The organism is Psychrosphaera saromensis, assembly GCF_002954545.1.
In the GTDB taxonomy this organism is placed as follows: domain Bacteria; phylum Pseudomonadota; class Gammaproteobacteria; order Enterobacterales; family Alteromonadaceae; genus Psychrosphaera; species Psychrosphaera saromensis.
The window spans coordinates 40697-54207 of record NZ_MSCH01000003.1 but is presented as its reverse complement, the minus strand read 5'-3'; the positions used below and the strand labels follow the sequence as shown (position 1 = coordinate 54207).

General features: G+C 37.5%; 11 protein-coding genes. 4 read left to right on the top strand and 7 right to left on the bottom strand.

Annotation, left to right across the window (positions count from 1 at the left end):
* Nucleotides 1–131: 131 nt before the first annotated feature.
* From BTO11_RS00260 to BTO11_RS00245, 4 genes are all read left to right on the top strand, one after another.
* Nucleotides 132–1370, top strand: coding sequence for a S1 family peptidase (locus BTO11_RS00260; protein WP_105050696.1), 1239 nt, complete (start codon nt 132–134; stop codon nt 1368–1370).
* On the top strand, nt 1361–2344 hold the full coding sequence (locus BTO11_RS00255) for an FHA domain-containing protein (protein ID WP_105050695.1): 984 nt from the start codon (nt 1361–1363) through the stop codon (nt 2342–2344). Before BTO11_RS00260 ends, BTO11_RS00255 begins: the two co-directional genes overlap by 10 nt.
* The gene (locus tag BTO11_RS00250) at nt 2331–3068 is read left to right on the top strand and encodes a tRNA-uridine aminocarboxypropyltransferase (RefSeq protein WP_105050694.1); all 738 of its coding nucleotides are present in this window, start codon (nt 2331–2333) and stop codon (nt 3066–3068) included. The genes BTO11_RS00255 and BTO11_RS00250 overlap by 14 nt, the downstream gene beginning before the upstream one ends.
* 196 nt (nt 3069–3264) lie before the next feature.
* Nucleotides 3265–5331 (top strand): M13 family metallopeptidase, encoded by a 2067-nt coding sequence (locus tag BTO11_RS00245; protein WP_105050693.1) that lies wholly within the window; start codon nt 3265–3267, stop codon nt 5329–5331.
* Nucleotides 5332–5492: 161 nt separating this feature from the next.
* On the opposite strand, the gene BTO11_RS00240 is transcribed toward BTO11_RS00245, so the two are convergent.
* The 7 genes from BTO11_RS00240 to pstA all read right to left on the bottom strand — a co-directional run bounded on the left by BTO11_RS00240 (nt 5493) and on the right by pstA (nt 13511).
* On the bottom strand, nt 5493–6521 hold the full coding sequence (locus BTO11_RS00240) for an acyltransferase family protein (protein WP_105050692.1): 1029 nt from the start codon (nt 6519–6521) through the stop codon (nt 5493–5495).
* Between the two features lie 303 nt (nt 6522–6824).
* Complete coding sequence (locus BTO11_RS00235) at nt 6825–7709, bottom strand: DNA ligase (protein ID WP_105050691.1); 885 nt, start codon at nt 7707–7709, stop codon at nt 6825–6827.
* Between the two features lie 172 nt (nt 7710–7881).
* Nucleotides 7882–9165 carry an inorganic phosphate transporter gene (locus tag BTO11_RS00230; RefSeq protein ID WP_105050690.1) on the bottom strand — a complete coding sequence of 428 codons (1284 nt, stop codon included), beginning with the start codon at nt 9163–9165 and terminating at the stop codon, nt 7882–7884.
* Nucleotides 9166–9206: 41 nt separating this feature from the next.
* Nucleotides 9207–9884: a TIGR00153 family protein gene (locus tag BTO11_RS00225; RefSeq protein ID WP_105050689.1), complete on the bottom strand. Its 678-nt coding sequence runs from the start codon at nt 9882–9884 to the stop codon at nt 9207–9209.
* Between the two features lie 284 nt (nt 9885–10168).
* Nucleotides 10169–10876, bottom strand: a complete 708-nt coding sequence (gene phoU / locus BTO11_RS00220; protein WP_105050688.1) for a phosphate signaling complex protein PhoU — start codon at nt 10874–10876, stop codon at nt 10169–10171.
* Between the two features lie 71 nt (nt 10877–10947).
* Entirely contained in the window at nt 10948–11772 is an 825-nt protein-coding gene (gene pstB / locus BTO11_RS00215; protein WP_105050687.1) for a phosphate ABC transporter ATP-binding protein PstB, read from the bottom strand.
* A gap of 89 nt (nt 11773–11861) precedes the next feature.
* Nucleotides 11862–13511: a phosphate ABC transporter permease PstA gene (gene pstA, locus BTO11_RS00210; RefSeq protein ID WP_105050686.1), complete on the bottom strand. Its 1650-nt coding sequence runs from the start codon at nt 13509–13511 to the stop codon at nt 11862–11864.

The window sequence follows — 13511 nt, the reverse complement described above, 5'->3', positions numbered from 1 at the left end:
TTCTTGTTCTGATTGGAAGGCGTTTATTTTGTATTTAGCGATTTCTTATCTAGGTGGAGTTTGTTTCATTGAATAAAATAAAAATACCTTTTTTAATTAACACTAAGGTGAGAATACAGTCCGTATTTATTATGCTTCTTAGTTTAACTGTGTTGCCTAAGGCGGTAATGGCACAAGATGCCAATGAATTATTTACTACCTTTAGCCCAGCCTTAGTGCAAATAAAGTCAATCAACTTGGAGTCGGGACAAAAGTCTTCAATTGGTACTGGTTTCTTTATTTCTAAAGATGGCAACTTAGTCACTAACTATCATGTTATTTCTAGCTTTGTGCAGTCACCTGAAAAATACAAACTTGAATATGTTGACGACCAACAAGGTACCTATAGCGTAAAAGTGATCGCGGTTGATGTTATCAACGACCTTGCTTTGTTATCCAGTGGCACAAACAGCGATGTATTTTTTAAACTGTCTGAACAAGAACCTGAAAAAGGGGCCGATCTTTTTGCCTTAGGTAATCCTCATGACTTAGGCATGATAGTGGTTCCAGGTACTTATAACGGGATTCAATTAAAGAGCTTTTATCAACGTATTCACTTTACCGGTTCAATAAATCCGGGTATGTCAGGTGGCCCAACGGTTAACCATGCGGGCAATGTGGTTGGTATTAATGTCGCAACCGCGGGTAATCAAATCGGCTTTTTGGTTCCAGTTGAGCGCCTTTGGTTGTTGGTTAATAAATATAAAAATGTAAAAACAGCAGAAGTGGATTTACTTGCAGATATTGGTGAACAATTAATCGCTAATCAAACCGACTTATACCAACAGCTATTAGCAAGCGATTGGCCGACAACGTCTTTAGGTGGTGCAATTGTGCCAAACGAAATGTCGACCTTTATGCCTTGTTGGGGTGACTCAAACCAAGACCAAGAAAAGAAACAATATAATCAGGCAACTTCAAACTGCCGTTTAGAAGAAAGTATTTATATCAGTGATTCCCTGCGTACTGGTTTTGCCCAAATTGGTTTCAATTGGATTGAAAGCGATAAGTTAAATACTATGCAGTTAAGCCATTTATACACATTAAATTTGAATGCACGTTATGGTCATAATAATGCGGGCCGCGATGATGTTTCTGACTTTCAATGCAATGAAAATATTCTAGAAAACGCAGTTGGTAATACCGTAAAAGGTCTTATGTGTATAAGAGCTTATCGACAATATGCGGGTTTATTTGATGTTAGATTTACGTCGTTACTGCTAGAAAAAGATGATCAAACATTAATAGGTAAATACTTTTTACAAGGTGTAACAAAACAAACGGCCAATGCCTTTTACGCTAAGTTTATGGAGAATGTTCAATGGAAATAATAATTGAGCTTATCACCCGTAATAATAAAGTAAAAAGCTTTCAGAAGTTGTCAGGTGACTCTATAAAAATAGGTCGCTCGTACGAGAATGACTTTATATTACAAGATGAACATATCAGCCCACATCATGCTGAGATTGTTCAAGCTGAAAATGGCAGCTTAGTGTTAATCGACAAATGCTCGGTTAACGGTATTCGTGATAATAAAAACAAAGATGTTGGTGCTCAGGTCAATTTAAAATCTGGCGACGTAGTTACCATAGGTAAACATTTAATCAGAATTGTATTACCACATCATCCTATTGCTAAAACTAAAAAATTGAATCCACTTGAAGATATCGCCAGTCATGCAAACCAATGGTATTTAGCATTGTTTGCTGCGTTAGTGTTCTTCTCTAGCATGTTAGTTAAATCTTACTTCTCTGCGATAGACGACATCATTTGGACTAAGTTATTTGCCACCGCTTTGTTAGTGACAATTGGACTTATGTTATTCCCTTTGTTAATTGCACTTTCTGCTCGGGTATTTAAAAAAGACGTTAAGTTTTTTACTGCGGTTGTGTTCAGCTTTACTATGTTTGTCGCTTGGCAAATTACTGCAGGTTTAGGTCAGTTATTACTATTTAACTGGGGCGATTCTGGCTTAGTTAACCTAGGCGCGGATCTTGTTGAATTTGTGATGATGGTACTGTTCTTTTGTGGCTGTTTTTATCTAGCCAGTAACATGAGCTTAAAACGTATCTCCATTGTCTCATGTTCCCTAGTGGTCTCGATTGCTGCTTTATTCTATTTTAGTAGCCAAGACGATGGGGCGGTTCAACCATACCCAATGTCATATGCGGTTGTTTTACCGTCGGGCATGTTACTTAACTCCGCCATTTCAACTGAACAATCGGTCGATCAATTTGATGCGCTTTTTGACTCAGCATTAACAGAAGCTAAACAACGAAATAAAGAAGCTGATGAGCACGAATAATATAGAAACGCCTGTAGATATAAAACCGTCTATAGATATAAAAAGCTCACCAAGCTTTAAAAATAACTCGGTGAGAGTATTAAGAGATTATCAACGTCAGTTTTCAACTCGTGAATTTAAAGCCCGTGGATATTTATTAAAGCGTTGTGAGTCTTGTTTGTTAGCGGAAACTCGATGTGTTTGTGGTTTAGTGCCGCAGCTCGACTCAACGCTTGGCGTGTGTATGCTGATGTATCATGCAGAGTATTATAAACCGTCAAACACTGGCCAATTAATCTGTGATGTTATTAAAGATAACTTTGCATATCGTTGGCAGAGAACGGAATTAGAGTCTGAGCTTGAGCAATTGTTAACCTCGAAACTCTGGTATCCAATTATTGTATTTCCGCACGACAACGTTGAAGTTGAACGTCAAATTCAGCAAGTACCTGAAAAACTAGAATTAGGCGGGAAACGTCCATTATTAGTATTTTTAGATGGTACTTGGCGTCAAGCCAAAAAGATGTTTGTGAAGTCACCTTATTTAGCCAAGTTGCCTGTACTGCAAGTGTCGCATAAAGCCAAAGGTGATTATCAATTGCGCGAGGCATATCATGATCACCATTTAAGCACAGTTGAAGTAGCCGCTGAAATTTTCAGACAAGTTGGTGAATTAACCATGGCTGAGAATCTTACTCATTTATTTCAAGTGTTTAGAGATAATTACAAAGAGTTCAAACGTTAAGATCTAGACTCTGTAATTAAATTGTAACTAAGTGTTCCCAATATTGACTTTAATGTCACAATCCGTACTCTAGTTGGGTCTTTTTTACAGTGTCTTGTGCGTTGACGTTAGCTGTTAAAATTAGAATAATAATATTGGAAATTGTCTAAAACTAAGTTTAGTCAATTATCCTGTAAGTCATTTTTGGGAAATCATTATGAAAAAAATTAGTGCAATTGCAGCAAGTGTTGCATTGAGCCTTGGAGCGTTGTCGTTAACAGCATGCTCACCAAAACAAGATGCTCAAGCAGAACAAGCTGAAGTTAAACCGTTAACCTCAGGTATCGCACTTGAGAACATGGATAAAAGTTATAAAGCAGCTGACAATTTTTATCGTCACACCAATGGTAAATGGTTAGACACTACGGAAATTCCTGGTGATAAATCTAACTATGGTTCTTTCTCTAAGTTATATGACGATGCTCAGCAAAATCTTAAAACTATTATTGAGCGTTCATCACAGGCAAAAAACAATAAGCCTGGTTCTGACGAACAGAAATTAGGTGACTTCTATAATTCATTTATGGATGAGTCTCAAGCTGAAGAAAAAGGTTTTGCTCCGTTAGAAGGTTTGGTTGCTAAAATCAATTCAGTAGAAACTCATAACGACGTAGCATCGTTAATTGGTGGCTTATATAGCGCTGGCGTAAGTGGTCCTTTAGGTTGGTATGTAAATAACGACGCTAAAAAATCTGACCAATATGCAGTGTATGTTGTGCAATCAGGTCTAGGTTTACCAGACCGTGATTACTATTTAAAAGACGACGAAAAATCAAAAGCTAACCGTGCAGCATACGTGAGCTATATCACTGATATGTTAACGATGGCTGGTTCTGAAGATGCGGCAGGCGCGGCGTCTCGTATTTTGGCGTTAGAAACTCAAATTGCTGAAAAACAGTGGTCTCGTGTAGAAAGCCGTGACGCGAATAAACGTTACAACAAATACAGCACAGAAGAGTTCACAAAATATATGGGTGACTTCCCTTGGGAAGTATACGCAAAAGCAACAGGTCTAGATAAAGTAGACAGCGTAATTGCCTCACAAAATACTTACTTAAAAGCGTTTGGTGAAGTATTTAATACTGTTGATGTGAATACTTGGAAAGAGTACTTAACTCTACATTTAGTGTCAGAATACGGCAGTAAATTGTCTAAACAATTTGTAGACCGTAGCTTTAGTTTTTATGGAACAGATTTACGTGGGATAGAAGAGCAACAACCTCGCTGGAAACAAGCCGTTAACGGTGTTAATTCAGTATTGGGTGAATTGTTAGGCCGTTTGTACGTAGCTGAACACTTTAAACCTGAAGCAAAAGCACGTATGGAACAGTTGGTTAAAAACGTAATCAAAGGTTATGAAGTTGCTATTAAAGAATTAGAGTGGATGAGTGAAGAAACTAAAAAATCGGCACTTGAAAAACTATCTAAATTCACGCCGAAAATTGGTTACCCAGATGAGTGGAAAGATTACTCTTCTCTAGAAATCAAACCAGGTGACTTGGTTGGTAACTACATGCGTTACAACCAATGGCAAATGCAAAACATGTTGGAAAAATTAGGCCAACCAATTGACCGTAATGAATGGCACATGACGCCACAAACGGTTAACGCTTATTACAACCCAGTAATGAACGAAATTGTATTCCCTGCGGCTATCTTACAACCTCCATTCTTTAACTTAGAAGCGGAAGATGCGGTTAACTATGGTGGTATTGGTGCTGTTATCGGACACGAATTAGGCCACGGTTTTGATGACCAAGGTGCTAAATACGACGGTGAAGGTAACTTACGTAACTGGTGGACTGAGTCTGACGAAGAGCAATTTAACGCTCGCGGTAAAATGTTCTCAGAGCAATACAGTAAGTTTGAAGTATTCCCTGGTGAGTTTGTAAATGGTGACTTAACTTTAGGTGAGAACATTGGCGACTTAGGTGGACTAACCGTCGCTTATAAAGCTTACTTCTTATCACTTGAAGGAAAAGCCGCACCAGTACTTGACGGTTACACTGCTGAGCAGCGTATCTTCTTAGGTTGGGGCCAAATTTGGCGTCGTCTGTACCGTGATAAAGAGTTACAAACTCGTCTTAAAACAGACTCACATTCGCCTAGTGAATATCGTGTAAACGGTATCCTACAGAATATGCCAGAGTTTTATGAAGCCTTTGATGTTAAAGAAGGTAATGGTCTTTACTTGAAAAAAGAAGATCGCGTTAAAATTTGGTAATTAATATTAATTACTAAGATTTACGATTAGAGAATGCCAGCTTATGCTGGCATTTTTTGTAAATTTTTTTAAAAGAGATTTTGTTTTTATAAGGCATATTTCTTCGCATCGTTTAAATAAAACGAGTCAGGGTTAAATTAAACTATGAATTGCAGACGGACTTAATAATCTAATTTACCGGTTTTTTTAAAGATTTTATTTCGAATATACTTGGCGGTTGGCTTTTCAAGATACATATACGATAAGTAAGCAATTGTAATACTAAGGATGGTAGAGGTTAGAAGCTTAAATTCTATTGAAATATTAAGATTATTAACTTGAACAATAATTGGCAGATGCAGCAAGTATAACGAGTATGATATTTTCCCAAAAAAATCCCCAACGCTATTCGCTAGTAATATATTGTTATTTGGCACTAAAAAAACAATAGCAAAAAACACCGAACTCATCACCAGTAACACCTCGTAACTTAACCACATTCTCTTGTTGGCATCTGTGGTTACAGGAGTGAACTCTGGATACATTAATGGGATTAATAAAAGAGTAAGCACAAACCAATTTTTATTAAGATATTGAGGTACTTTGAATGCCTTATAATGCATGCCCATTATTAGCCCAATAAAAAAATATGGAAGGCTTCTGAGTACATTAAAAATGTTATATTTAACACCGTGTAAGTCGCCGCTTAAGCGAGGGAAGTTGGTTAAAAATAAAATAATAAGCACGGCTATGATCAACACATAAATATATCCAACTCTATTTACAGCCAAATACCAAAATAAGGGAAATATTAAATAGAATTGTATTTCAGGGGAGATGGTCCAGAGAACACTGTCACCATAGATAAAGGTTAAATGGGATATTAATTCTTCGGTCGTTGTAATATTGTATAGCGTTTGGATGTCCCACAAAGACAAAAAATATGAGCAAAATACAATTAATAAATATAACGGAAGTACCCTAGCCAACCTAGCAAGGAAGTACTTCTGTATATTTTGTTTGTTGAAGTCTTGTTCAAAATAATGGTGAGACATTAGAAAACCGCTTAATAGAAAAAACAGCATGACGCCATATTGCCCAGCTGCGCCTCCTAGAATACCTCCAAGCCAGTTTGTTTCGTCGCTAAAGTGTGTAATAAATACAATTAGTGCAGCCAAACCCCTGAGAGTATTTAATTTTCTTATTTCCAAAACTTATTAGTTCCAAGTTTACTGTATTTACGTACATTTCCTTTAAGTGTCTAACATCTATTAACGAGTTTGCTTTTGCAAGCGAAAATGTGAACTAGAAGCCCCTAATAAAACTGCTCAGAGCTAATCTAAATACAAATTAATATTAGTAGTATGCTTTCAGTACGTATTTATAATATTTGCCTTACAGCTTACAGCTTACAGCTTACAGCTTACAGCTTACAGCTTACAGCTTACAGCCTATTTCTCGAAACTCGAAACTCGCCACTCGAAGCTCGAAACTCGTCACTCGCCAACTCACCCCTACAACTCTTCCATATCCGTTCTAACCCTAATAAACACCGGAAACCTTGGTAATCCTGTTTTTGTGGTGCCTGTGTAACGATAACTGATGATGTCGCCAATTTTAGGTGGCTGTAGTCTTTGCTGGTCACTAAAGCCGCTGCCTATTTTGAACTCTCTGCCGTTTTTATCTTTTACTAACAATGAGCCCATCATATTCTTGTATTTCCCTTTCCCCGTTAAGTGTTTTACTACTATTGCTTCTTTGTCTGTGAAAGGTTTTAGTTTTTTTATATTGTCGGTACGGCCAGTTTGATAATAGGCATTGGCTTTGTTTAACATGACACCTTCGCCATTATTGTTGATCACGCTTTCATAATAGGTTTTAAGCTGGCTGAATTCGGTAAAGGATTTATGGTCTATTAGTTTGAGCCAAGGCAGCTTCAAAGGCGTGATCTGGTTTTTTATGTAGTCGAGTCGTTGGCTGAAAATGAGTTTTGAGTCTGGCGCATCAAATAACATAAACTTCACTTTTTGCCAGTCACTATCTACAGGTGTTTGTTTGCGAATAATACCTGAGACTAAATCAAATTGACCTCTAGCTGTCCACAATTCACCTTCCAATTTTATATTCGGAAAGTCTTTAATAAACCAAGCTGGTGCATTAATAACTTTACCTGTACGTGACAATAAACGTTGACCATTCCAATACCCTCTTACTCCATCTAGCTTTTCACTTACTAGGTAGTCTTTGAGAATATATTTATTATATTGTTCATCGCCTTGTATGCTTTCTAAAGAGGTAGTTTTGGATAACATGATATTAGGCTTGACCGACTGCGCTAATGTTTGTGAAGGCATTACAGCTAAGCAAATGCATAATATTAAAAGAGTGATGTGAGTCATAACTGTCCTTGTTTATATTATTTATAAGTTGCAGGACAAGTATAGATTAAGTTTCTATTATAGGTAAATTATGAGTGGGTAATTTTTAAAAGGTCATAACTAGGCCATAAAAAAACCAGCCGAAGCTGGTTTTTTTAATTGGTGTACACCAATTAAGTGTACATTTGAGTATTTATGCGATGCCAAATATTGCTTTTAATATTACAAAACAGATAATCGCAAGGCCTGCACCAATAGGTAAGGTGATGACCCAAGATACAACGATGTTTCTTACAACACCCATATTAAGAGCTGCAATTCCACGAGCTAGACCAACACCTAATACCGCACCTACTAAGGTTTGAGTAGTAGAGATAGGAAGACCAGTACCTGATGCAATAATAACGGTTGTCGCAGCCGCTAATTCAGCAGCAAAACCTCGGCTTGGTGTAAGGTGAGTAATACCTGTACCAATTGTTTTAATAACTCTATGACCAAATAATGCTAGACCAGCAACAATACCAAATCCACCAAGTGGTAATATCCACCACGCTAATGTTGATTTTGCAGCGATTTCACCGTCGTTAGCAACTATGCTTACAACTGCAGCCAAAGGACCAATTGCATTCGCAACGTCATTAGAGCCGTGAGCAAACGCCATACAACATGCTGTTATAACCATTAATACTGAAAAGATTTTTTCAACATTATTGAAGTGCATTTTCTTGTCAGCTTTAGGATCCATCTTTATTTTACTAATAAAGTATTTCCCCACTAACGCCACAAGAAGACCGACTAAAACAGCGTACAAGTAAGTTTCAAATGTGCTAATTGCAAAGTCACTCGATTTTATTACATGCTTAAGACCTTTTTGAATGGTAATAAGTGACATAATAAAACCAGCTAGGAACATGTAAAAAGGTACATATTTCTTTGCATTTTCTAACGGGTTTTTAGTATTGAATATCAAACGTTGTGCGGACATAAAGATAACGTAAGCAAGAATACCTGACAGGGCAGGCGTCACAATCCAACTTAATACAATACCGCCAACTTTACCCCAGTTAACTGCATCCATTCCTACACCAAATGCAGCAAAACCAACTATGGCGCCAACAATTGAGTGAGTGGTAGATACTGGCCAACCTAAGTAAGATGCTACCGCTAACCAAATAGCCGCTGATAAAAGAGCTGAGATCATACCAATAACCAGTAAGTCTGCGTTATTGACAAACATTGCTGAGTCAATGATACCTTTGCGAATAGTTGAAGTAACTTCACCGCCAGCTAAATAAGCGCCGGCAAATTCAAATATCATCGCGATAACAATTGCTTGTTTAATAGTAAGTGCTTTAGAGCCTACAGAAGTGCCCATAGCATTTGCTACGTCATTGGCACCTATGCCCCAAGCCATAAAAAATCCGACTACTGCTGCCGTTATTACCAGCATTACACCGTACGTTGCGAAAAAATCCATAGATTTAACCTAATTTTTAATTAATAAAAGAACGTTTGAGATTAACGTGCAAGCATAAGCTCAAGACGTGAACCTACTCGTTCGGCCAAATCGGCCAACTCACCAATCCATTCAATCATGCGGTAAGTCACCATCACATCAATAGGATTTAATTCGCTTTCCAACTGTTTAAGTTGTAAACGTATGGCAATTTGCATGCGATCGGTATCATCTTCTATCGCATCCAATTCAGTTATCATGTTTTCAACTAAGTCTACTTCACGGCCTTTAAAACCAGTTTCAAGTAATTCGTCCATTTCGTTGATAGCATTTCTAGCTTGTTTCGTCGCATCAATGTTGCGTTGAACAAAAGCTTTGAATTCTGTTTGTATTGACTTAGGAACTGAAAGTTCGCGCCCTAAGAATCGCCCAGAAATATCTTTAGCTTTGTTAGCTATCTTGTCTTGTTGAGTAACAAGCTCGAGAATATCAGTACGCTCAACAGGCATGAATAAACCACGTGGTAAATTCATTCTGATCTCACGTTTAAGTACGTCAGCTTGCTTTTCTAGTTGTGATATTTCTTCACGAATTTTTGCAGCGGTTTTCCAATCGTCTACAAAGACAGCTTCAAAAAACGGAACTAGTAATTTAGCCGAACTGTGTACTTTATTAATGTGCTCTTCTAATGCTTTTAGAGGAGATTTTGCAAATAAGCCAAGTATTGAATTAGAGGCCATATTTTTATACCTTTTTGGGGTTGGTAAAAACGAGCGAATTGTAACTTGTAGACGTGACCATGTCACACCTGTTTAGTTGTTTCTGCGATTTAATTAATGATGCATGTCAACAAGAGTAGATTATATGTCCGTAATGTTACATTTATGTGACGAGATTATAGTTTATGTAACAAAATGGTAATAAAAAAACATTAAGCACAAAAAAACGCCTGAAATAGGCGTTTTTATTGGCTATATGAAAAGTGCACTATAATAAGCTACTACTTGTCCTGTTAACTTTAGGGCTAGCTTAGGATGTTTTGTTTAATATCATCTTCTGACGTATGACGAACATCTTTACCTTTTACAAAGTAAATAACGTACTCAGAGATGTTTTGGCATCTATCACCAATACGCTCCAAAGAACGAACCGACCATAAAACGTCCATTATTTTTGGAATTGAACGAGGGTCTTCCATCATATGAGTCATTAATTGACGCGCAATACCTTCGTATTCACGGTCTAATTCTTTATCGGCTTTGTGTACGTCAAACGCCGCATCAACATCCATTCTGGCAAAGGCATCCAATACATCATGCAGCATAGCAATGGCTTTTCTTCCCATTCCATCCATAGAAACTAAGAATTCTTGCTGTGTTTTATTAAACGACTCAAGGGCAACTTTAGCAATGCGTTTGGCTTCATCACCAATACGTTCTAGGTCAGTAATGGTTTTGATAATGGCTAATACTAAACGTAAGTCAGAAGCGGCGGGTTGGCGTTTAGCAATAATGCGGGTGCAGTCTTCGTCGATTTGAACATCCATTTTATTTACTAGGTAATCCGACTCTAAAACTTGTTTAGCTAAATCTCTGTCGCTTTTATTAACGGCGTTAAGTGCATTGGTAAGTTGCTGCTCAACAAGTCCACCCATTTTTAATACGTCGTTTCTGATCTGCTCTAATTCATCGTTAAACTGACCAGATATATGTTTGTTTATATTAAATTCCATCGTCTTACCTTTGTTAAATTTTGCTATGCCAAGTATCGAGTTAAAAACCGCTAAGGAGTAATTCGATATTACTAGCCGTAACGGCCAGTAATATAATCTTCTGTTTTCTTCTTACTTGGTGTTGTAAATAATGTGTTTGTATCAGCATGTTCAATTAACTGACCCATATACATAAAGGCCGTTTGATCAGAAACTCGAGCCGCTTGTTGCATGTTATGAGTAACAATAACCACTGTGTATTTATTTTTTAACTCTGTGATCAATTCTTCAATGGTTAAGGTTGAGATTGGATCAAGTGCTGATGTTGGTTCATCTAACAATAATACTTCTGGCTCAATAGCAATGGCACGAGCAATTACCAGTCTTTGCTGTTGTCCACCAGATAAACCTAAGGCACTGTCGTGTAAACGGTCTTTTACTTCATTCCAAAGTGCCGCATTACGTAAGGCGTTTTCAACTACTTCGTCTAACACACGACGGTCACTCACACCTTGTAAGCGTAGACCGTATACGACATTTTCATAAATACTTTTAGGGAATGGGTTAGGGCGTTGAAATACCATTCCAACTTTACGACGTAAAGAGGCAACGTCTACAGACTTGTCGTAAATATTTTGGCTATGTAAAAGGATTTGACCATCAATCTTACAAGTATCTACTAAGTCGTTCATACGATTGATACAACGTAATAACGTTGACTTACCACAACCAGATGGGCCGATAAACGCAGTAACTTGGCCTTTAGGGATATTCATGGTGATATTTTCTAAAGCTTGTTTCTCTGCATAAAATAAATTTAGGTTTTGAATTCTAAGGGCGATTTGTTGCTCTTGTAAGTTATTCAAATCTATTATTGATGACTTTTTATTACTCATATCAGGTGCCATGGAAATCATGTCTTACTCACTTAATCGTTTTAATTTGTTGTAACGGTATTTACACTCAATGGTTATAAATACCGCTTTACTAATCTATTACTAGTGTATTAATGGTCTAGCGCTTTATATTTTTCACGTAAATGGTTACGTATGCCAATGGCAGTTATGTTTAAAGCGACAATAACGGAGACCAGTAAAAAGGATGTTGCATAAACTAATGGTCTTGCCGCTTCAACATTTGGACTTTGGAAACCAACATCATAAATGTGGAAACCTAAATGCATAAACTTACGGTCTAAATGCACAAATGGGAAGTTACCATCAAGCGGTAATGTTGGTGCCATTTTTACTACGCCAACTAACATTAACGGGGCTACTTCACCGGCAGCTCGTGCAACAGCAAGTATTAAACCTGTCATTATTGCAGGGCTCGCCATAGGAATAACTATACGCCATAACGTCTCAGCTTTTGTTGCGCCTAACGCAAGTGAACCTTGACGTAATGAACCAGGAATTCGAGATAAGCCTTCTTCGGTTGAAACAATAACCACAGGTAAGGTTAATATAGCCAATGTTAAGGCTGACCAAAGCATACCAGGAGTACCAAATGTTGGACCCGGTAACGCTTCTGGATAAAATAGTTGGTCTATCGAGCCACCAAACATATAAACAAAGAAGCCTAAACCAAATACACCATAAACAATAGACGGTACACCCGCTAAGTTAATAACCGAAATACGGATGATTTTAGTAATTGCGCCGTTACCTGCATATTCATGTAAGTAAACCGCAGCGATAACCCCAAACGGCGTTACAATAACAGCCATCAACATCACCATGAAAACCGTACCGAATATAGCAGGGAATACGCCACCTTCAGTATTAGCTTCACGTGGGTCATCAACAATAAATTTGCCAATTTGTTTACCAAACTGTCCAACCTTTTCTATAGTGGACATGTCATTTGGAAAAATAACATCTAGTATATAATTTAGCGGTAAGGTAACTAATTCGCCACGCATATCTTTAACGATAACAGTGTCACGTTTTGCTAAATTACGATATTCAAACAACTGCTTTTCATACGTGAGGTATTCAGCTTGAAGTGCATCACGTTGTGCTGTTATATCGAGTTTTATTTGATCGGTTAAATCACCGTCTAGTTCATGTTTTCTTTGCTTAAGTCTAAGCCTTTCAAACTCGTAGTTAATCGCACCAATTTCACCGTTTTGTAAATCCAATGCTTTGTCATTTAACTCAACGGCACGATCTATTAGCTCAATTAATAATTCATTTTTATTGTCAGTAATAACCTTGCCGTCTTGGACAATACTGTCTAAGTAACCATAAAAGTTACCATTTTTACTGCGTTCAAAAACCGCTAAGCCAGTTGGTGTAGACTCTTGTTTAATATACGTAGTTAGTAACCACTGAAAGTCTAAATCAACATATTCACGGTTACCGGTTTTAATCAAAAATCTCTCTACTGTCTCACCTTGTGCTTCTTTAAATAAAACACCAGATTCAACAAGTTGTTGAGTAGGTACTTGTTCTTTTTCGTATATCTCACCAATAATTGTTTTATTCGCACCCGATTGAGTGACTATATCAAATTGATGGATATCTGCCGGCCAAAAATAAGATAGGCCACGGCTTGCGATTAATAGTAATAAGCCAATAACGGATATTAAACTGACACTAACTGCACCAGCTGTCATCCATACCCACGGTGACCCAGACTTGAACCATAATTTCAT

What these genes read in the sequence shown, in the direction of transcription:
- BTO11_RS00250 (WP_105050694.1), top strand. Translation starts at nt 2,331, where the DNA reads ATGAGCACGAATAATATAGAAACGCCTGTAGATATAAAACCGTCTATA.
- BTO11_RS00235 (WP_105050691.1), bottom strand. Translation starts at nt 7,709, where the DNA reads ATGACTCACATCACTCTTTTAATATTATGCATTTGCTTAGCTGTAATG.
- BTO11_RS00260 (WP_105050696.1), top strand. Translation starts at nt 132, where the DNA reads ATGCTTCTTAGTTTAACTGTGTTGCCTAAGGCGGTAATGGCACAAGAT.
- BTO11_RS00230 (WP_105050690.1), bottom strand. Translation starts at nt 9,165, where the DNA reads ATGGATTTTTTCGCAACGTACGGTGTAATGCTGGTAATAACGGCAGCA.
- pstA (WP_105050686.1), bottom strand. Translation starts at nt 13,511, where the DNA reads ATGAAATTATGGTTCAAGTCTGGGTCACCGTGGGTATGGATGACAGCT.
- pstB (WP_105050687.1), bottom strand. Translation starts at nt 11,772, where the DNA reads ATGATTTCCATGGCACCTGATATGAGTAATAAAAAGTCATCAATAATA.
- BTO11_RS00255 (WP_105050695.1), top strand. Translation starts at nt 1,361, where the DNA reads ATGGAAATAATAATTGAGCTTATCACCCGTAATAATAAAGTAAAAAGC.
- BTO11_RS00245 (WP_105050693.1), top strand. Translation starts at nt 3,265, where the DNA reads ATGAAAAAAATTAGTGCAATTGCAGCAAGTGTTGCATTGAGCCTTGGA.
- BTO11_RS00225 (WP_105050689.1), bottom strand. Translation starts at nt 9,884, where the DNA reads ATGGCCTCTAATTCAATACTTGGCTTATTTGCAAAATCTCCTCTAAAA.
- phoU (WP_105050688.1), bottom strand. Translation starts at nt 10,876, where the DNA reads ATGGAATTTAATATAAACAAACATATATCTGGTCAGTTTAACGATGAA.